This window comes from Microbacterium hydrocarbonoxydans (assembly GCF_900105205.1).
Taxonomy (GTDB): Bacteria; Actinomycetota; Actinomycetes; order Actinomycetales; family Microbacteriaceae; genus Microbacterium; species Microbacterium hydrocarbonoxydans.
In genome coordinates this window covers 1,181,319-1,200,334 of record NZ_FNSQ01000005.1, presented here as the reverse complement: position 1 = coordinate 1,200,334, position 19,016 = coordinate 1,181,319, and the positions used below count along the sequence as shown (strand labels likewise).

Genomic DNA, 19,016 nt, shown 5'->3' with positions numbered 1-19,016 from the left:
ACGCTCGTAGAGGGCATCGTGTCGAGCGGTCACCCTGCGGCGCGCTTGGCCAGCAGATCCCGGACGTGCGCCTCGATCTCCGCGTCGTCGACGTATCCCATCCGCGCGAAGGGCGACGCCGCCGCCGGCTTCTCCGCGGGAGTGACCGGGGTCGTCGGCATCTGCACCGGTGCGGGCGGAGCCATGCGCTCGGCACGTTCGCGCAGCTCCGCGAGGCGAGCCGCCGAACGCCGCTGCTCCTGGGCATCCATCTCGGCGCGCGCCGCCTGGGCACGGGAACCGGTGACCGACACCAGTGGTTCGGGAAGAGGGCGCGGCGTCCAGGTCGCGCGTCCCTGATCGTGCAGTGGAGGCTGCTCCCGCGTGACCGGCTGCTCGACCGTGCGCACCGATCGTCGAGCTGCACGGGCCGCGACCGACGACATGCGCTGCAGCACCAGCGCGGAAGCGAGCATGACACTCCCTCCCGCCCAGAGCAGCAGCTGGGTCTGGGTCGCGATCAGCTGCCAGACACCGAGTCCCGCCAGGGCGACACCGAGCAGCAACGCGGAGGTCGCCACGATGCGGACCCGGCGACGCGCACGTGCCTGGCGGACGGCAGGGTCAGCCCTTGTCGCCGCCAACTGCTCACGAAGGAGTGCCAGTTCGGCCGCCTCCTTCTCGGACTGGACGCGCTTGGCGAGCTTCTGCTGTGCGAGAGCGGTGCGAGCAGTGAGTTCGAGACGGACCTCGCCCGGGGTCTCGCTCGTCTCGGCAAGGACACGCAGGGCCTGATTGAGACGGACCGCGTTGCGCTCGGCGGCGTCGTACTGGAAGCGTCCGCGCCACGACGGCAGCAGATAGAGCATCCACAGGAGCACGGCGACGAGGACTATCACTCCCCCGCTCAGCACCGGCCCGTCCATGTCGACAACGGTACGGGAACATCCCTTGTCGCGACGCTCAGTACGGGCGTGTGTCGCGACGAGTTCCGGGTGGAGGCCTGACCTCAGATCGCGAGCCGGTCGCTCGGGGGGATCGTCGCGGCGTCCGGTGGCACCTGACCGTTCAGCCAGCGCGCGAGGACTCCTTGGGGCACGTCCTCCTTGGTCAGCGCGAAGGCGTAGTGATCGCGCCAGTCCCCGTCGATGTGGATGTAGCGACGGCGCAGCCCCTCGTACCGGAATCCGAGCTTCTGGACCACGCGCAGGCTCGCGGCATTCTCGGGGCGGATGCAGATCTCCATGCGGTGCAGCGCATACTCCGTGAAGCACGCGTCGGTCGCCAGTGCGACGGCGGTGGGAGTGATGCCCTTGCCGGCGAAGCGCTCACTCACCCAGTAGCCGATGGTCGCCGAGCAGAGCGATCCGCGGGACACGCCCCAGACGTTGAGCTGCCCGGCGATCTCGCCCTCGTACTCCATGACGAAGGGGTAGCCGGCGCCGTCCCGGTACTGCTGGAGAAGCCGTCGGATGCTCAGGCGCATGTCGAAGGAGACAGAGCCGTAAGGCACGGTCGCCTCCCACGGCTGCAGCCAGGAGCGGTTGCTCAGCAGCTCGTGCTGCAGCGCCCGTGCATCCCGCGAGCGCACGAGGCGCAGCTCGATAGGACCGTGCCGCATCCCCGTCGCCTGATCCATGTCAGCGTTCCGACGCCGCGATGACGCCTAGAGGCGTTCCGCGAACTCCTTCAGCCACGGCCGGAGCTCGGGTCCGAGGTCATCGCGGTCTGACGCGAGCTGGACGATCGCCTTGATGTAGTCGACGCGGTCGCCCGTGTCGTAGCGACGGCCTCGGAAGATCACGCCGACGACTCCGGGGCCCTCTGGCCGCGCGGCCAGTTCCTGGAGAGCGTCGGTCAGCTGGATCTCGCCGCCCTTTCCGGGCTCGGTGCGTTCGAGCACCTCGAAGATCGAAGCCGGAAGGACATAGCGTCCGATGATCGCGAGGTTGGAGGGAGCATCCTCCTGAGCCGGCTTCTCGACCAGTCCGGTCACTCGCACGGCATCCGATCCGTCGATCTCCTCGACGGCGGCTGCGCCGTACATGTGGATGTTCGCGGGGTCGACCTCCATGAGGGCGATCACCGCGGACCCGCTGCGCTCGTGCTCGGCGATCATCTCGGTGAGCAGCGGATCGCGCTCGTCGATCAGGTCGTCTCCGAGCAGCACGGCGAAGGAGCTGTCGCCGACGTGCGTGCGGGCACGCAGCACCGCGTGGCCGAGACCCTTCGGCTCGCCCTGACGCACGAAGTGGATGTCAGCGAGGTCGCTGGAGTGGATGACGCGCTGCAGACGGCCGGTGTCGCCCTTCTCCATGAGCTTGACCTCGAGCTCGGGAACCGAATCGAAGTGGTTGGAGATCGCGTTCTTGTTACGGCCGATGATGACGAGGATGTCCTCGATGCCAGCTGTGGCGGCCTCTTCGACGACGTACTGGATGGCCGGCTTGTCGACGACCGGCAGCATCTCCTTCGGCATCGCCTTGGTCGCGGGGAGGAATCGTGTTCCCAGTCCTGCGGCGGGAATGACAGCCTTGATCTTCTGAGCACCCATCCTCACAGCCTAGCGGGGATGCCGCCGTAGACTCGGAGGCATGGCGAATGACGTGGAGCACGAGAAGCGGGCGCTCCGCGCCGAGCTGCGGGAGCGCCGCCAGTTGCTGAGCGACGCGCAGCGCGAGGATGCGGCCACGGCCCTGACGAGGCGGCTCGACGAACTCGTCGATTCCCTCGGCGCGCGTTCCATCTCCTGCTTCCTCTCCACGACGACCGAGCCGGGCACCCGGGAGTTCGTGCGCGCCGCTGTGCGCCGTGGTATCCGGGTCCTGCTCCCCGTCACCCGCTCGGACGGCCTGCTCGACTGGGTGGTCGCGACCGATGACGACGACGACATCGCCGAAGGTCTGTTCGGGCTCCCCGAGCCCACCGGCGAGGTGCTCGGCCCGATCGCGGTGAACGACGTCGACCTGATGCTGATCCCCGCCGCTGCTGTCGACCGCAGCGGCATGCGCATGGGCTGGGGTCGCGGCTACTTCGACAAGACCATCGGCTCGATGCAGAAATGCCCGCCGGTCTACGCGGTCATCTATGATTCCGAGGTACTCGACTTCCTGCCGAGGGAAGTGCACGACCAGCCGGTCACCGGCGTCGTCACCCCCACGCAGACCCTTCTCCTGTCGCCTCCGCGGCGCTGACATCACGAGGACCGCAATGCCCACCTATGCCTATGCCTGCCGTTCCTGCGGCCACGCCTTCGACGCCGTGCAGAGCTTTTCCGACGACGCACTCTCGGTCTGCCCCGAGTGCGGTGGCGAGCTGCGCAAGCAGTACGGCTCCATCGGCGTGACCTTCAACGGGTCCGGCTTCTATCGGACCGACTCGCGGTCCTCGTCCGCCGGTTCCTCGCAGACCCCGGCATCATCGAAGACGGAGTCGACGACGAGCGCCAAGCCGGCGCCCGCGACGACCTCCACCTCTTCCTGACGCACCACCCCACCTCCGGAGGCTCTCCATGCTCAAAGGCTTCAAAGACTTCATCCTCCGCGGCAACATCATCGATCTGGCTGTCGCGGTCGTCATCGGCACCGCGTTCACCGCGATCGTCACCGCCGTGGTGAACAGCATCATCAACCCGCTCGTCGCCCTCTTCTTCCAGGCGGACGCGACGGGCCAGTTCGGCCCGTCGGTGACCAACATCTACGGCGACAAGGTCGTCTTCCCGCTGGGAGACCTGATCTCGGCGGTCATCAGCTTCCTCTCCGTCGCCCTCGTCGTCTACTTCGTCTTCGTCCTGCCGATGAACACGTTCAAGGCGCGTGTCGAGGCACGCAAGGGCACCCCTGCCGAGGAGCCGCAGGAGGAGCCGGCCGCGGCGACCGAGGCCGAGCTGCTCGTCGAGATCCGCGACCTGCTGGCCAGGAACGCTCGCAGCTGATCCTCCCGAACCTCAGAAGAGGGGCGCGGTCCGAATCCGGACCGCGCCCCTCTTCTCATTCCGCTCAGTAGTGCGGAGGGACGTCCTGCATCAGCCGGTCGTCGTTCGGGCCCTTCGGCCCTCTCTTCTCGGCAGTCCGGGCCTTCGCGGCGCTCTCCGGATCCGTGTCAGTGCCTGGAACCGGCGTCAGCTGTGCGCGCCGGCGCCCAGGGACCCGCACGACCTCCTGCCGCGGCGCCCGATTCTCGGACTCGTCGGGCTCTTCAGTCATGCTGCGGATCGTCGAGGTCGATCGGCTGCGTGTCGTTGTCCGCACGCACCGCGGATGCCGAGATGCCCAGCACGCCCGCGATCCGCGACGCCGCGGTCACCGGGTCGCTGTAGAGGTCGAAGGCGTGCACGCGCACGTAGTGCCAGCCGAGCCGGCGCAGCACGTGCGGCCGAAGGCGCAGCGTCTCCCGCAGCGACTCGCCTCGGGACTCGGGGTCGGACTCGATCACGACCGCCTTGCCGCCGTGCTGCGCCACGAGAGGGAGCAGCCCGCGGTAGTCGACATCGACGGCGGCGCCCAGCCGGCGCAGCTCCCGCGCGAGCGCGAGGGTCAACGGGTCGGCGAGGTCCTCGAGACGCGCGTCGCGTCCCCGAGCGGCGAGACCGCCCAGGATCGACATGAGGGTGGCGGCGCCGTGCTCGAGTCGCCCGTCGTCGAAGGCGGAGGGGCGGATCGACGAGACGATCACCATCGAGCGGCGCGCGCGCGTCATCCCGACCGTGAGCAGACGTTCGCCGTCGGGAGTGGAGAGGTCGCCGAAGTCGCTGAGCACTCGCCCGTGCTTGGTGAGGCCGTAGCCGAGCGAGAAGATCACACGGTCGCGGCTCTCGGCGACGGACTCCTCGAGTGTGAGCACGGCGAAGGGCTCGGCCGTGTCCCGTCCGACGAAGTCCGCGACGTCCGACCGCCCGGCGAACGCGGAGGTGACGGCGGCACGCACCCGCTCGGCGTGTCGCCTGCTGGCGGTCACCACCATCAGGGATTCGTCGGGCCGATGGATGGCATGCTCGACGACGAGCGTGACGACGCGCGCCACCTCCGCCTCCGGGCTCTCGACGGCGCCGGAGATCGGATCGGGTGCCCCGGTGCCACCCTCGACGTAGTCGACGGTCAGGCTTCCGCGGCCGAGGTACGAACCGGCCCACGGCAGGGATACGATCTCGCCTCCGTAGAACGCGTCGTTGATGAGCTCGGCGAGATCCTCGCCGCCCGCGCGGTAGCTGCGGGTCAGCGTCATCACCGGCAGGAGCTCGGACAGCCGCTCGAACACCGAGGTGTCGTCGAAGGGCACCTCGTGCTCCCAGGTCTCGCCGGGATCGACGGCGACGTGGAACGGCGTGGGACGCTGGGTGACCGGATCGCCGAAGGCGACCACCTGACGCGCGCGACGGATCGCTGGCGCGGCCTCGGCGAGATTGATCGCCGCGGCATCCACGAGCAGCACGGTGTCGAACTCGACGGACTCGGGGATGTCGGGCACCAGGTACGGGGAGGAGATCCACACCGGCGCGAGCACCCCGACGAGGGTGGGCGCCGAGCTCACGATCTCGGCGGTCGACGTCATCGGCTGCTTCAGGGCACGACGCAGATGCTGAGATTCCTGCGGCTCATCGACGATCGCGATCTTCCACTGGTTCGCGAGCTGCCAGGCGAGCAGAGGGCCGGCCATCGCGGCATGCGCTTCGTCCACCAGGCGGAAGTCCCGCTCGAGGCGGTCGACGACGGCCGTGTTCGCGCCGAGCAGCGCGCGGTCGTCCTGCAGCGCGCGCTCGAGCAGCGTCTGCCACCACGCGAACTCCAACTCGTCGCCCACACGGTTCTCCGAGACATGCCTGACCGAGAGCTCGGCGAGGAGCGGCTCGAGGCCGAGGTCAGCGAGACGATCGCGCAGCTGCGCGCGCTCGACGAGGTTGTCGAAGACGTCGGACTTCGCCGCGAGACCGGCGAGGGTGCGCACCAGGCGAGCGACGGGGAGCGTCGACAGCGGCTCCCGGCGGCCCAGCGCGGCATCGAGTTCTGCCAGCTCCGCCGACACGCGCTGCCACGACGAGTACACGTCGGCGAGGCCGAGTGGGACCTCGGGCGCGACGCCCGCATCCACGTACCGCTGCCACTGGGTGCGCTGGGTCTGGATCCGCAGCAGCGCCTCGTGCATCTCGGTGACATGGACGCCGGGACGCACATACTCCTTGGCGAGGCGACGCAGACGACGCCTGTTCGCCCCGGAGAGGCCCGGCGCGTCACGCCGCGAGCCGTGCGCCTGGATCAGCTCGCCCAGCGGCCGCTCGAACACGGTCGGGCTGAAGCGGTCGAGGGAGTCACGGATGCCCTGCAGCAGCCGCAGGTACTCTCCGAGCTCATCGATGGTCGAGAAGGGCCGCATGTGGGTCTGCGCGATCAGCGCGTACCCACGCTCGAGGAGAGCGGGCACCGAGTCGGAATGCAGTCGGCCGGCCAGCTGGTGCGCGGCCTTCGCCGCCTCCGTGCTCGAGAAGGTGACACCGTACCAGGGCGAGTCGTCAGGGCCGAAGCGGAACTCCCCCAGCCGCGCGGCCTGCGCGAGAGCCGAGGCTGCCGACGAGCGATCGTCGGCGAGCCGACGGAGCGTCTCGGGGCTGAGTCGCGCAGTGGTCGACGGAGGGTTCGGCAGCGACGCGAGTCTGGTGAGGTGACGGGTCGCATCCAGCACGGATGCCGTGGTTCCGGCGACGGGGGCCGTCAGCGCCTGACGGTAGTCGCGCAGCACGGTGCGCAGCCGCACCAGCGCATCGTCGACGTCGCTAACCTTGGGTGCCGTGGCCTTCTCGTTGCGGCCGATCGCGCGCACGAGGTCGCGTCGGGCACTCGCCGGCGACACGGCCAGGCTGTCGAGGCCGATCCCTGCCAGACGGTGACGCACGCCGTCGAGGGTCGAGCGACGGGCGGAGACCACGAGCACTCGTCGTCCGTTGCGCACCAGCTCGCCCAGGGCGTTGATCACGGTCTGCGTTCCGCCCGTACCGGGAAGCGTCGCGACCGTGAGCGAATGCCCTGCGGCGATCCTCGCGAGGACGGCCTCCTGCTCGGCATCCGCATCGAGAAGCAGGTTGTCGGATGCCGGTGCCCGGTCGTCCGGTCCGGTGTGGTGCGGCTCCGGGCGGCGGCGCGAGACCTCTTCGCGGTCGCCGACGTGGCCGGCGAGGGCGTTCAGCACGACGTGGTCGAGGTTGCGCGTGTCACGCGCCATCGCTCCGCCCACGTCGGCGAAGGTCGACACCACCAGACGCGGCAGCACCGTGAACGTGTCGATCGAGCGGGTCGTCGCGCGCAGGCTGTCGATCACGGGCTGCGGTTTGAAGACGCCTCCGTCGTACGCGAGTGCGGCGAGCGCCGTGGCGTCGATCGTGATGCCGAAGTGCTCGCGTGCGATGCGCACCAGCTCGGGGTTGACCTCGAAGGCCCCCTGGAGCTTGAGCTCGAAGTCCGAGTGGTGACGGCGGATGGCGAGCGGCCGCAGAAGTACCGGGGCGGCGAAGTCCGCGCCTCCGATGCGCCACCCCGCCACACCGACGGCGAGGTGGACTGCCTCGATGCCGCGGACCGTGCGCAGCTCGGTGTTCTTGGCGGTGATGCGCTCGGCCGCGAGGCGAGCGGTTCGTAGGCCCACCTCGTCACGGAAGAGGTTCGACAGCAGCGTCGACTTGCCGGTGATGAACTGGGGCAGGCTGCCGGGGTGCGCCTTGGAGATGTCGATCCCGGACTCGACGGTGTCCCGGAAGGTCACGAGCGGCGAAGACCCGCCGAGATCGGCGGCCTCCGCGCGCAGCCTGGTCCGCTCCGCTTCGGCCGCATGGCCCATCCCGACACCGGAGGCCGGATCGTGCAGGTCGCCCAGGGTCACCGAGGCACCGGTCGCTGCCTCGTCCGCAGCCTTTCCTTCACGTCGCCACACCCTCACACACTAAGCGCGCCTCGCGCTGGCGACGGTATCCCGGGCGGGTTTCACCGTATTTCCGCCTGTAGACGCGGCGATCCCGATCCGTCCCCACTGCTCCTGCACCAGATGAAGGATGCGCCGTCCTCTCCCCCGTTGCCGCGATCGCGATCCGCATGGCGGCTCGGTGCCGGTCAGTATGGAGGCATGACGTTCCGCTACGACTTCGCCCCGACTCCCTTCGGAGATGCCCTCGCCGTCTTCTCCGATGAGGGGATCGTCCGATTCGACCTCTCGGAATCCGACGATCCGTCCGTCCCCTGGCTTCTCGAGAACGTCTCCCGCCAGCTGCACGCCGTCCCCGACCCCGACCCGGGGGCCGCAGACGACCTCGTCGCCCTGCTCGACGAGTACTTCGACGGAGAGCCGGTCCGCTTCCACGAGCATCTCGCCCTGGACTGGCGGCTGAGCGAGGGCTTCTCGCGCACGGCACTGCAGACCATCACGACGATCGCCTGGGGGGGAGACGCTCAGCTACGGCGAGGTCGCCGCACTCGCGGGGCACCCCGGCGCAGCGAGGGCCGTCGGCACGGCATGCCGGCTGACGCCGTTCTCGATCATCGTGCCGGTGCACCGGGTCGTTCGTTCGGACGGCACCGCCGGACACTACGGCGCGCACCCCGAGCGCAAGAGATTCCTGCTCGACCTCGAGTCCGGCCACTGACCGCATCCGGGCAGAGCCCGTCCCTGCTGACGAGCCGGGGCGGCGGTCTGCAGCTGCACGATGACGTGGACCCCGACGAGTAGGCCGTCGGGGTCCACGCCGCATCACGCTCCCCGAGAGGGGGCGGGCGCGATGCGGATCAGTGATCCACCGCCTTCTCGGCGCCGAACCCGGTGAGGGAGCGCACCTCCATCTCGGCCGCGAGCTGCGGGGATTCCTTCGTCCGGCTCGTGATGGTGCCGAGCCAGCCGAGGAAGAAGCCGAGCGGTATCGAGACGATGCCCGGGTTGTTCATCGGCCAGAGGACGATGTCGATCCCGGGGATCATCGACGTGGGCGACCCCGAGAACACCGGAGACAGCACGATGAGGATGATGGCGGCCGCCAATCCGCCGTACATGCTCCAGACCGCCCCACGGGTATTGAACCGACGCCAGAACAGCGAATACAGGATCGTCGGGAGGTTCGCCGACGCAGCGACGGCGAAGGCGAGCGCCACCAGGAAGGCGATGTTCTGTCCCTGGGCGCCGATACCGCCGACGATCGCCAGGATCCCGATGACCACGACCGTGCGTCGTGCGACCCTCACCTCACCGTTGGGGTCGGACTCGGCCGCGTTGCCCGCCGCATCCTTGCGTCCCTTCTGGATCACATTGGCGTAGATGTCGTGCGCGAACGACGCGGCCGCGGTGATCGTGAGCCCTGCGACGACCGCGAGGATCGTCGCGAACGCGACGGCCGAGATGAAGCCGAGCAGCACCGGCCCTCCCAAGTAGAGGGCGAGCAGCGGAGCTGCAGAGTTGGGGCCGCCGGGCGCCGCAGCGATGACATCGGCCCCGACGAGCGCACCCGCGCCGTAGCCCAGCACGAGGGTCAGCAGGTAGAAGCCGCCGATGAGCCAGATCGCCCACACGACCGAACGCCTCGCCTCCTTGGCTGTCGGCACCGTGTAGAAGCGCATCAGAACGTGCGGCAGACCCGCCGTGCCGAGCACGAGCGCCATGCCGAGCGAGAGGAAGTCCCACGGATTGGCCCCGTACTGCAGGCCCGGTCCGAGGATCGCCTCCCCCTTGTCTGAGTTCGCCACCGCCGCCTCGAGAAGCGTGTTGAGGCTGAATCCGTTGATCGCGAGCACCCAGATGGTCATCGCGATGGCGCCGCCGATGAGCAGGAAGGCCTTCACGATCTGCACCCAGGTGGTGCCCTTCATCCCGCCGATGAGCACGTACACGATCATGAGCACGCCCACCACGGCGATTACGATCGACTGGCCGATCCTGCCTTCGATGCCCAGCAGCAGCGAGACCAGCCCGCCGGCACCGGCCATCTGCGCCAGCAGATAGAAGAAGCAGACGGCCAGGGTCGTGATGGCCGCCGCCATCCGCACCGGTCGCTGCTTCAGACGGAACGACAGGACATCGGCCATCGTGAACTTGCCCGTGTTGCGCATCAGCTCGGCGACGAGGAGCAGCGCGACAAGCCAGGCGACGAGGAATCCGATCGAGTAGAGGAATCCGTCGTACCCGTTGATGGCGATCGCTCCGCAGATGCCGAGGAAGGATGCCGCGGAGAGATAGTCACCGGCGATCGCGAACCCGTTCTGAGGACCCGTGAACGAACGACCCGCCGCGTAGTAGTCGGCCGCCGTCTTGTTGTTCCGACTGGCCCGGATCACGATGAAGAGCGTCACCGCGACGAACGCGGCGAAGATCGAGATGTTCAGGACGGGGTTGCTCTCGACAGCGGGCTGCCCCGTCGCCCCATGCAGGATGTTCATGCGTCCGCCTGCGCCTTCTCGAGTTCTTCACGGATCTCGGTGGCGATGGGGTCGAGCTTCCGATTGGCGAAAGCGACGTATCCCATCGTGATCGCGAATGTGGTCACGAACTGTCCCAGCCCCATCAGCAACCCGACGGTGATGTCGCCCCAGACGCGCTGCGACATGAACTCGGTCGCAAAGGCGGCCAGCAGCACGTAGACGAAATACCAGATGAGGAAGAATGCGGCGAGCGGGAAGATGAAGGAGCGCTGCGTCTTCTTCAATTCTCGGAATCGTGGCGATTCCTCGACGGCGATGTAATCGATCGCTCCCGTCGGGTCCGCCGTTGAATGGTCGGTCATGGGGCCTCCTTGCCTCATGGTCTACGGCTCGCCCGCACCTGCCGGGCGAATGATAGGGTCGACGCTACGAAACGGGGAACAGCGCCGTCACCCCCGAAAGTAGGTAGTCGTGAGCGCACCGGCCCAGATGGAATCCGAGACCGAACTCGTCACCCGCGCGGTGCGCGAGCTCGCCCAGCGCACGCGCTTCCCCATCGCCTTCGGCGGCCTGATAGACGAGGGCGTCGTCAACGTCACGAGCATCGTCGGCAATCGCACGCACAGCCTCGACGGTCTGCGGGTGAAGCCGGAACGCGGACTCGGCGGGCGGGCGATCATGGAACTGCGCCCCCGCATGACCAACGACTACGGATCGTCGCAGCAGATCACTCACGACTACGACGTGTACATCCTGGGCGAAGGCATCCGCACCCTCCTCGCTTTGCCGATCGTGGTGGGGGGACGCCCGCGGGGTGTGCTCTACGCCGGCACGTGGGAGCGAACGCCGGTCGGTGGCGTCACGACCGCCCCCGCGATGCAGGTCGCGCAGTCTGTCGCGGATGAGCTCCGTATCCGCGACGAGGTCGATCGGCGTCTTCGGGCCGCGTCGCCGGGAAGCGAGACCGTCGCTCCCCGGCACCGCGAGGAGCTGCGCGAGAGCTTCGCCGAGCTCCGCAGCATCGCCGCGTCGGTCGAGGACGCCGAATTGAGGTCGCGCATCGCCCAGGTCGAACGCCGGCTCGTGACACTCGCCGAGCACACCGCTACCCCGACGACCGCCCCCATCCCGACGATCCATCTCTCGCGCCGCGAGACCGACGTCCTCGCCTGCGCCGCTCTCGGAGCCACCAACGCCGAGATCGCCGGGCAGCTGGGCCTGCGCGAGGGGACGGTGAAGGCGTACCTCGGCACCGCCATGTCGAAGCTCGATGCCTCCACTCGGCACGCCGCGGTGGCGAAGGCTCGACGCGCCGGCATCCTCCCCTGACAGCGCGGCCCTTCCGGGGAACGCTCTGCCTGCACAGGCCCTGCCCAGCACGGATGGCTAACATGAGGACCGGTCGGTGACCCCGGCCCCGGACGAGGCAGACCAGTACCCGGTGAGCGCAAAGACTGGTCCGAAAGGACCATCATGTCGTGGATCGTGCTGATCGCATCCGGAGTCCTCGAAGCGGTGTGGGCCACGGCCCTCGGCAAGTCGGAGGGACTCACCAAACTCTGGCCGAGTGTCATCTTCGTCGGCGGACTCGTGCTGTCGATGATCGGACTGGCCTTCGCCATGCGCGAGATATCCACCGGGACCGCATATGCGGTATGGGTGGGAATCGGAGCCACATTGACGGTCGTCTGGGCCATGGCCACCGGAGACAGCGACATCTCCTGGCCGCGAATTCTGCTGCTGCTCGGGCTGGTCGGATGCATCGTCGGATTGAAGCTCATCGACCCCGGTCACGAATAAATCGTCATAATGGCCTTTGTCAGGGTATTGTTTGCCCTATGGCGAGACGAATTGTGCACCAGCTGGTAGACGACATCGACGGCAGCGTCCTCGAAGTGGGCGAAGGCGAGACCGTGCATTTCTCGCTGAATGGCGCCTCATACGAGATCGACCTCAATTCGGAGCACGCCGAGGAATTGCGCACGGCGCTGGAACCGTATATCTCCGCCGGTCGTCGCGCCGGCTCGTCGGCCGCAGGACGCTCCTCGACCTCAGGACGCTCCGCGTCTTCGCGCAAGCGCCCTGGCCGCAACCCCGAGGTCGCCGCGATCCGGGCGTGGGCGAACGACAACGGTTACTCGCTCTCGGAGCGAGGCCGCATTCCGGCTCCCGTCGTCGAGGCATATAACGCCGCCCATTGATTCATCGCGCATTCCGCGCGATGATTCGCTCGCGCTGATTCGCGCGCGCGACGAACTCATTCGGGTGCGGTCACTCCAGCCTGCGCCCAGGGCTCGTCGCGCAGTGCGATCTCCTGCGTCATATCCGCCAGGAAGCGGATGACGACGTCACGCTCTTCCGGGGTGAGGCGCGCGGCCGAGTAGAAGCGCTTGGCCTGCTGGCGTCCGACCGTGTCCATCGCCGCCTGGCGCGTGTCGGGGGTGATGCTGATGGCGAGCGCCCGTCGGTCGGTGGGGTGCGGCGCGCGCCGGATGTGACCGCCCTTCTCCAGACGGTCCAAGAGCTTGGTGGTCGAGGCTGTGGAGATGCCGAGGTGCGTGGCGATCCCGCCGGGTGTCGCCGTCGCCCCCTTGTTGGCGCACACGATCAGATAGTGCAGCGCCCTCATGTCAGTCTCGTTCAGGCGCATGTATCGGCGCGAGGCGAGGGAGAGCTTCTGCTCCGCATCCCTCAGGTCGCCGAGCGCGCTCATGACCTTCGCGATCTGACGGAGATCCTCCGGCGCGACTCCCGAGCGGTCGATCAGCGTGCTGCGGGGATCACTCGAGTCGACGTCGTAGATCGCCGAGTGCTCGAGTCCGTCGGGAGACATTTCCCCGCGTCGTGAGAGCACATCCGACGCGCCATGCGCCCGGGGGCTGGCGTCAGATCCGTTGTACATGCCATCATGCTACACACCATTGGATTCATGTTATGTTGATTATTAGCTAAGCTAGCGAAACCAAGGAGGTTCCCGCGATGGATGAGGTCACCCTCCTTTCTCCGGACGGAGTCGCGATCGGGGTGCGCTCGAAAGAGGCCGTGCACACGACCGACACCCCCCTGCACCTGGCGTTCTCCTGCCATGTGCTCGATCAGGACGGTCGCCTCCTGGTGACCCGCCGCGCACTGTCCAAGCGCACCTGGCCGGGGGTCTGGACGAACAGCTTCTGCGGCCACCCTCGCCCCGGCGAGGACATGATCGAGGCGGTGCACCGCCGGGCACAGTACGAACTCGGACTGGAGGTCACCGATGTGACCCTCGTCCTTCCCGACTACCGGTACCGCGCTGTGGACGCGAGCGGCATCGTCGAGAACGAGATCTGCCCCGTCCACGTCGCCAGAGCCGCAGGGCCCCTCTCGCCCGATCCTGACGAGGTCGCCGAATGGGCATGGGCCGATCCGAGCGAGTTCGCCGATTCCGTGACCGGCGCCCCCTTCGCCTTCAGCCCATGGCTCGTCGAGCAGCTTCCGCAGCTGCGGGAGCTCGGGGTGGTCTGATCGTGACGCAGACCGCGCTCCGTCAGGACCTGAACACTCGCGTCGAAGAGGTGCTCCGCGAGCGGTTCGCGCTGCACTGCACGACCGCCGAGGCGTACGGCCCCGAGTTCGCCGCCCTCTGGCGCGCCGGCGCCGATCACGCGCTGGGCGGCAAACTGGTGCGTCCGCGACTGCTGCTCGACGTCCACCATGCGCTCGATCCGGATGCCGGTGACGGCCCGATCACCGCCGCGGTCGACATCGCCACCCAGATCGAGCTCCTGCACTACGCCTTCCTCCTTCACGACGATGTGATCGACGGAGACCTCACCAGGCGCCAGCGCCCCAACCTGATCGGCGCGCTGGCGGCAGGGACCCCCGGCATCTCCGCGCAGGACTCGCTGCACTGGGCGCGATCGAGCGCCATCCTCATGGGCGATCTCATCCTGTCGGCCGCGGTCATGGGCTTCGCCAGGGCCGACGTGCCTCACGAGACCCGTCTGCGTCTGCTCGAACTGGTCGAGCAGACGATCCTCGAGACGGTCGCCGGCGAACACACCGACGTGGCTCTCAGCCACGGGATCATCCCGTCCGACGTCGAGACGGTGCTGAGCATGAGCGTGTACAAGACCGCGACCTACTCGTTCTCGCTCCCGCTGCGTGCGGCTGCACTGCTCGCGGGGTCGTCCCGATCGGCCGAGGAGACGCTCCAGACCGTCGGCCGGCACCTCGGTCTCGCCTACCAGCTGCAGGACGACCTGCTGTGCGTCTTCGGAGATCATCGCAGCCACGGCAAGGACGCCTACTCGGATCTGCGAGAGGGCAAGGAGACGGCGATCATCGCGTTCGCGCGCTCGACCAGTGCCTGGACTCGGATCGATCCGCGTTTCGGCGCGCCCGACCTCAACCTCGCGGACGCCGAGGGCATTCGGGATCTGCTCCGCGAATGCGGGGCCGAACGGTTCGTCGTCGGCCTCATCGGCGACCAGCTCGATGCCGTCTATGCACTGCTGGCGGAGGCCGAGCTCGCGGGCGAGATCACCTCGGACGCGGCGCGCTCGATCCTCGTCTCCGCGTCCCGCCTGGAAGGACGTCAGGCATGACCCCGACCCCCTCGGACACCCCGGAGGAGAGTCTCGGTCGGTTCAGTCGCGCCGCCGACACCGCCTCGACCGAGGTCATCCGCACCTACTCCACCTCGTTCGGGCTCGCCACGCGTCTGCTCGGCGAGCGGCACCGCCAGCACATCCGCAACATCTACGCCATGGTGCGCATCGCCGACGAGATCGTCGACGGCGTCGCCGCACAGGCGGGCCTCGACACCTCGGCACAGGAAGCGGCGCTCACGTCCTACGTGGCAGCGACGCACCAGGCGATGCAGGCGGGCTACAGCACGGACCTCGTGCTGCACGCGTTCGCCCGCACCGCCAGGGAGTGCGGAATCGGCGAAGACCTCACGCAGCCGTTCTTCGATTCGATGAGCGCCGACCTCGCGACGTCGACGGACTTCACCGCGTACGACGCCGCTGCGCACGAGCGCTACGTCTACGGATCCGCCGAGGTGGTGGGCCTCATGTGCCTGCGGGTCTTCCTCAGGGACGAGCAGCGCACCGCCCGAGAACAGGAGATCCTGACCCGCGGCGCCAGGCAGCTGGGAGCCGCCTTCCAGAACGTGAACTTCCTGCGCGATCTCGCCGACGACACTGACCGCCTGCAGCGCGGCTACCTCGGCGGTGCTGATCGGCTCACGGATGCCGACCGCGATGAGTGGGTGCGCACCATCACGGTGCAGCTCGACGACGCGGCCCGATCGATCCCCCTGCTGCCCAAGGACGCCAGAGCAGCCGTGCGCAGTGCTCACGCACTGTTCGGCGCACTCACGAGACGGGTCGCGAAGACGCCGGCCGCGTCCCTCTATCAGCGTCGTGTCCGCGTGCCCGACCCGGTGAAAGCTCTCCTGGCAGCTCGCGCGGTGCTGGTCACATCCCTGGAGCGGGACCGATGAGTCGCGTGGCGGTCATCGGCGCCGGCGTCGCAGGCCTCGCCGTCGCCGGGCTCCTCGCGCGCGACGGACATGACGTGACCGTGTACGAGAAGAACGACAGGGTGGGAGGACGCGCGGGCACGATCGAGCGCGACGGCTTCCGCTTCGACTCCGGCCCCTCGTGGTACCTGATGCCCGAGGTGTTCGACCACTTCTTCGCGATGATGGGAACCTCGACCGAGGAGCAGCTCGACCTCACGCTCCTGAACCCCGGCTACCGCGTCTTCCAGGCCCCTGGCGCTGAGGGCGGCTCCTCTCCCTCCGTGACGGTGCCCACCGGGCGCGCCGCGGTGTCGCAGCTGTTCGAGTCGCGGGAGCCCGGCGCGGCGGCGGCCCTGGACACCTACCTCGACTCCGCGCACGACGCACGGGTGATGGCCGAGCGCTACTTCCTCTACAACCCGTTCACGCGCCTGCGCACGCTGATGACGCCCGAGGTCCTGCGGGCGCTCCCCCGGCTCTTCACGTTGCTGGGCACGCGACTGCAGTCGTTCGCCGCCCGTCGGTTCCGTGATCCCGTGATTCGCCAGCTCCTCGGGTATCCAGCCGTCTTCCTCGGCACCGACCCGCGCACCGCGCCGGCGATGTACCACCTGATGAGCGCGCTCGATCTGGACGAGGGCGTCAGCTACCCGCAGGGTGGGTTCTGGCGGGTCGTCGAGCGCATCGCCGCGATCGCTCAGGAGGCGGGAGTCACGATCGTCACGGGCGCCGACGTCACCACGATCCGTACGAGCACGATCTCGGGCACCGCGACAGCGACCGGCATCCAGTGGCGGGATCCGCAGGGTGTCGACCATTCGGAGGATGCGGACATCGTCGTCTCCGGCGCCGATCTGCATCACACCGAGACGGCTCTGCTGCCGGCCGATCTGCGCACCTACCCCGAGTCCTGGTGGCAGCGACGCACGAGCGGGCCCGGCGCCGTGCTCGTCATGCTGGGCGTGCGTGGCTCCCTCCCCGAGCTGCCCCATCACTCGCTGTTCTTCACCGAGGACTGGGACGCGAACTTCGATGACATCTTCGGAGCCTCGCCCCGCATCCCCTCACCCGCGTCGATCTACGTCTGCCGACCGAGCGCGACCGACGCCACCGTGGCGCCGGAGGGACACGAGAACCTGTTCGTGCTCGTGCCGATCCCGGCCGACACGTCGCTCGGCGCCGGTGGCTCCGACGGAGCCGGATCCCCGACGATCGAGCGCGCCGCCGATGCCGCCATCGACCAGATCGCGAGCTGGGCAGGCATCCACGATCTGCGGGAGCGTATCGTGGTGCGCGAAACGAAGGGACCTGCCGACTTCCTCCACGACTACAACTCGTGGCGCGGCGGGATGCTGGGCCCCGCCCATATCCTGTCGCAGAGCGCGATGTTCCGGGCGCAGAACCAGTCGCGTCGAGTGTCCGGCCTGTACTACGCCGGTGCCACCACCGCGCCCGGCGTCGGTGTGCCGATGTGCCTGATCAGCGCCGAGATCGTGCTGAAGCGGATCCGAGGCGACCACTCGAGCGGACCGCTCGACGCCCCCGCGAAGACGCCGACGACGAGCGGGGCGGCGTGATGGGTTTCGTATACCTGGGGCTCCTGCTCGCGACTCTCGGCTGCATGCTGCTCCTCGACCGGCGGTTCCGTCTGTTCTTCTGGCGCGACGCAGTGACGGCGACCGTCGTCACTCTCGTCGGCCTCGCATTCTTCCTGGTCTGGGACATCGCCGGGATCATGGGCGGGATCTTCTTCCGTGGCGAGGCTGCGGTCGCGACCGGGATCGTGCTGGCCCCGGAGCTCCCGATCGAGGAGCCGGTGTTCCTGCTGTTCCTGGTCGTCTGCACCATGGTCGTCTACACGGGTGCGGTGCGCCTGCTGTCCCGTCTCCGTCGACGTTCCTCGGCGGAGGTGCGCCCGTGACGTACATCGAGCTCTCCGCCTGGTTCGTCGGCGCCGCCGCGGTCGCCGCGATCGTGCTCTCGCTCGTCTCCCGCCATCGCCCCCACCTCACGGCCATGGTCGTGACGATCGTCGCGCTGTTCCTCCTGACCGCGGTCTTCGACACGATCATGATCGCGACAGGCCTCTTCCACTACTCCCCCGACCACCTGCTCGGTGTGCACATCGGCCTCGCGCCCCTGGAGGACTTCGCCTACCCGCTCGCCGGTGCCATCCTGCTGCCCGCGCTGTGGGCCGCTCTGCGAGGCCGCCTCCGTGGCCGCGACCGCGAGAGCGCCGCCCCTGACGGAGGCGCGTCATGACGGCGCCCACCCGCGGAACGCTCGGGCGGGATCTCGCTCAGATCGTGCTGTCGTCACGGCCGATCAGCTGGATCAACACCGCTTTCCCGTTCGCCGCCGCATACCTGCTGGCCACCCGCGAGATCGATCCGACGCTCATCATCGGAACCCTGTACTTCCTCATCCCGTACAACCTCGCGATGTACGGCATCAACGACGTCTTCGACTACGCGTCCGACCTCGCGAACCCCCGCAAGGGCGGGATCGAGGGGGCGCTGCTGTCCCCACGTATCCACCGGGCGACGCTGTGGGCTGCCGCGATCACGAATGTCCCGTTCCTGATCTACCTCGTGATCGTCGGGAATCCCGCATCCTGGATCTGGCTCGGTGTGAGCGTGTTCGCCGTGATCGCGTACTCGGCCCCCGGCCTGCGCTTCAAGGAGCGCCCCTTCCTCGACTCGACCACGTCGAGTCTGCACTTCGTGACCCCGGCGATCGTCGGCCTCGCGCTGGCAGAGACCGAGCTGACCGTCACCGCGGTCGTCGTGCTGGTCGCGTTCTTCCTCTGGGGCATGGCCGCCCACGCCTTCGGCGCCGTGCAGGACATCGCGCCGGACCGGGAGGGCGGCATCGGGTCGATCGCCACCGTCATCGGAGCGCGCGCCACCGTCCGGCTGTCGATCGGCCTCTGGACCCTCGCGGGCATCGCCATGCTGTTCACCAGCTGGCCGGGCCCTCTCGGTGCGGCACTGGCCATCCCCTACATCGTGAACGCCGCCCCCTGGTGGAACGTCACCGACGAGACGTCCCCCGGCACGAATCGCGCCTGGCGGCGCTTCATCGCGCTCAACTACTTCGCCGGATTCCTCGCGACGATGATCCTCATCGTCGCCTGGATCTCCTGAGCA

General features: G+C 68.4%; 22 protein-coding genes and 1 riboswitch. Of the genes, 14 read left to right on the top strand and 8 right to left on the bottom strand.

Features of this window, described 5'->3' with window-relative positions:
- Positions 1–29: 29 nt before the first annotated feature.
- From BLW44_RS06135 to galU, 3 genes are all read right to left on the bottom strand, one after another.
- Positions 30–905 (bottom strand): hypothetical protein, encoded by an 876-nt coding sequence (locus BLW44_RS06135; RefSeq protein ID WP_060926645.1) that lies wholly within the window; start codon positions 903–905, stop codon positions 30–32.
- Between the two features lie 83 nt (positions 906–988).
- Positions 989–1,600 (bottom strand): GNAT family N-acetyltransferase, encoded by a 612-nt coding sequence (locus BLW44_RS06130; RefSeq protein WP_060926653.1) that lies wholly within the window; start codon positions 1,598–1,600, stop codon positions 989–991.
- 45 nt (positions 1,601–1,645) lie between these two features.
- Positions 1,646–2,533 carry a UTP--glucose-1-phosphate uridylyltransferase GalU gene (gene galU / locus BLW44_RS06125; RefSeq protein ID WP_060926644.1) on the bottom strand — a complete coding sequence of 296 codons (888 nt, stop codon included), beginning with the start codon at positions 2,531–2,533 and terminating at the stop codon, positions 1,646–1,648.
- A 40-nt stretch (positions 2,534–2,573) separates the two neighbouring features.
- Here galU and BLW44_RS06120 point away from each other — a divergent pair, with 40 nt between their 5' ends.
- Genes BLW44_RS06120 through mscL form a run of 3 tightly spaced genes read left to right on the top strand, consistent with a single transcriptional unit; the run spans position 2,574 to position 3,913 of the window.
- Positions 2,574–3,173 carry a 5-formyltetrahydrofolate cyclo-ligase gene (locus BLW44_RS06120; RefSeq protein WP_060926643.1) on the top strand — a complete coding sequence of 200 codons (600 nt, stop codon included), beginning with the start codon at positions 2,574–2,576 and terminating at the stop codon, positions 3,171–3,173.
- A 16-nt stretch (positions 3,174–3,189) separates the two neighbouring features.
- Positions 3,190–3,462: an FmdB family zinc ribbon protein gene (locus BLW44_RS06115; protein ID WP_060926642.1), complete on the top strand. Its 273-nt coding sequence runs from the start codon at positions 3,190–3,192 to the stop codon at positions 3,460–3,462.
- Between the two features lie 28 nt (positions 3,463–3,490).
- Complete coding sequence (gene mscL, locus BLW44_RS06110; protein WP_060926641.1) at positions 3,491–3,913, top strand: large conductance mechanosensitive channel protein MscL; 423 nt, start codon at positions 3,491–3,493, stop codon at positions 3,911–3,913.
- A 64-nt stretch (positions 3,914–3,977) separates the two neighbouring features.
- Here mscL and BLW44_RS06105 read toward each other — a convergent pair whose 3' ends face one another.
- Both BLW44_RS06105 and BLW44_RS06100 read right to left on the bottom strand, forming a co-directional pair.
- Positions 3,978–4,184: a hypothetical protein gene (locus tag BLW44_RS06105; protein WP_060926640.1), complete on the bottom strand. Its 207-nt coding sequence runs from the start codon at positions 4,182–4,184 to the stop codon at positions 3,978–3,980.
- Positions 4,177–7,896 (bottom strand): ATP-binding protein, encoded by a 3,720-nt coding sequence (locus BLW44_RS06100; protein WP_060926639.1) that lies wholly within the window; start codon positions 7,894–7,896, stop codon positions 4,177–4,179. Before BLW44_RS06100 ends, BLW44_RS06105 begins: the two co-directional genes overlap by 8 nt.
- Positions 7,897–8,085: 189 nt before the next feature.
- On the opposite strand from BLW44_RS06100, the gene BLW44_RS18710 reads away from it, so the two are divergent.
- Positions 8,086–8,685, top strand: a complete 600-nt coding sequence (locus BLW44_RS18710; RefSeq protein WP_439950942.1) for a hypothetical protein — start codon at positions 8,086–8,088, stop codon at positions 8,683–8,685.
- A gap of 56 nt (positions 8,686–8,741) precedes the next feature.
- Here BLW44_RS18710 and BLW44_RS06090 read toward each other — a convergent pair whose 3' ends face one another.
- Positions 8,742–10,379, bottom strand: a complete 1,638-nt coding sequence (locus BLW44_RS06090; RefSeq protein ID WP_060926638.1) for a solute symporter family protein — start codon at positions 10,377–10,379, stop codon at positions 8,742–8,744.
- The gene (locus BLW44_RS06085) at positions 10,376–10,723 is read right to left on the bottom strand and encodes a DUF485 domain-containing protein (RefSeq protein ID WP_060926637.1); all 348 of its coding nucleotides are present in this window, start codon (positions 10,721–10,723) and stop codon (positions 10,376–10,378) included. The genes BLW44_RS06090 and BLW44_RS06085 overlap by 4 nt, the downstream gene beginning before the upstream one ends.
- Positions 10,724–10,832: 109 nt before the next feature.
- Here BLW44_RS06085 and BLW44_RS06080 point away from each other — a divergent pair, with 109 nt between their 5' ends.
- The 3 genes from BLW44_RS06080 (at position 10,833) to BLW44_RS06070 (ending at position 12,562) form a co-directional block, all read left to right on the top strand.
- Positions 10,833–11,690: a LuxR C-terminal-related transcriptional regulator gene (locus BLW44_RS06080; RefSeq protein WP_060926636.1), complete on the top strand. Its 858-nt coding sequence runs from the start codon at positions 10,833–10,835 to the stop codon at positions 11,688–11,690.
- Between the two features lie 67 nt (positions 11,691–11,757).
- A riboswitch (guanidine-III (ykkC-III) riboswitch) is annotated at positions 11,758–11,824 on the top strand.
- A 10-nt stretch (positions 11,825–11,834) separates the two neighbouring features.
- Positions 11,835–12,161: a DMT family transporter gene (locus BLW44_RS06075; RefSeq protein ID WP_060926635.1), complete on the top strand. Its 327-nt coding sequence runs from the start codon at positions 11,835–11,837 to the stop codon at positions 12,159–12,161.
- 38 nt (positions 12,162–12,199) lie between these two features.
- Positions 12,200–12,562: a histone-like nucleoid-structuring protein Lsr2 gene (locus tag BLW44_RS06070; RefSeq protein ID WP_060926634.1), complete on the top strand. Its 363-nt coding sequence runs from the start codon at positions 12,200–12,202 to the stop codon at positions 12,560–12,562.
- 56 nt (positions 12,563–12,618) lie between these two features.
- Here the strand turns inward: BLW44_RS06070 and BLW44_RS06065 are convergent, their stop codons facing one another.
- Positions 12,619–13,194, bottom strand: a complete 576-nt coding sequence (locus BLW44_RS06065; protein ID WP_060926633.1) for a MarR family winged helix-turn-helix transcriptional regulator — start codon at positions 13,192–13,194, stop codon at positions 12,619–12,621.
- 146 nt (positions 13,195–13,340) lie between these two features.
- Between BLW44_RS06065 and idi the strand changes: the two genes are divergently transcribed.
- The 7 genes from idi to BLW44_RS06030 are packed head-to-tail and all read left to right on the top strand — an operon-like array spanning position 13,341 to position 19,013.
- Positions 13,341–13,862, top strand: coding sequence for an isopentenyl-diphosphate Delta-isomerase (idi, locus tag BLW44_RS06060; RefSeq protein WP_060926632.1), 522 nt, complete (start codon positions 13,341–13,343; stop codon positions 13,860–13,862).
- Positions 13,814–14,944, top strand: a complete 1,131-nt coding sequence (locus BLW44_RS06055) for a polyprenyl synthetase family protein (protein ID WP_139305243.1) — start codon at positions 13,814–13,816, stop codon at positions 14,942–14,944. The genes idi and BLW44_RS06055 overlap by 49 nt, the downstream gene beginning before the upstream one ends.
- Positions 14,941–15,846: a phytoene/squalene synthase family protein gene (locus BLW44_RS06050; protein ID WP_060926631.1), complete on the top strand. Its 906-nt coding sequence runs from the start codon at positions 14,941–14,943 to the stop codon at positions 15,844–15,846. Before BLW44_RS06055 ends, BLW44_RS06050 begins: the two co-directional genes overlap by 4 nt.
- Positions 15,843–17,444, top strand: a complete 1,602-nt coding sequence (gene crtI / locus BLW44_RS06045) for a phytoene desaturase family protein (protein WP_060926630.1) — start codon at positions 15,843–15,845, stop codon at positions 17,442–17,444. Before BLW44_RS06050 ends, crtI begins: the two co-directional genes overlap by 4 nt.
- Entirely contained in the window at positions 17,444–17,788 is a 345-nt protein-coding gene (locus BLW44_RS06040) for a lycopene cyclase domain-containing protein (RefSeq protein WP_060926629.1), read from the top strand. Before crtI ends, BLW44_RS06040 begins: the two co-directional genes overlap by 1 nt.
- Complete coding sequence (locus BLW44_RS06035; protein ID WP_060926628.1) at positions 17,785–18,129, top strand: lycopene cyclase domain-containing protein; 345 nt, start codon at positions 17,785–17,787, stop codon at positions 18,127–18,129. Before BLW44_RS06040 ends, BLW44_RS06035 begins: the two co-directional genes overlap by 4 nt.
- A complete protein-coding gene (locus BLW44_RS06030; protein ID WP_060926627.1) occupies positions 18,126–19,013 on the top strand; it encodes a prenyltransferase in 888 nt (295 codons plus the stop codon). The genes BLW44_RS06035 and BLW44_RS06030 overlap by 4 nt, the downstream gene beginning before the upstream one ends.
- The last annotated feature ends 3 nt before the right edge of the window (positions 19,014–19,016 follow it).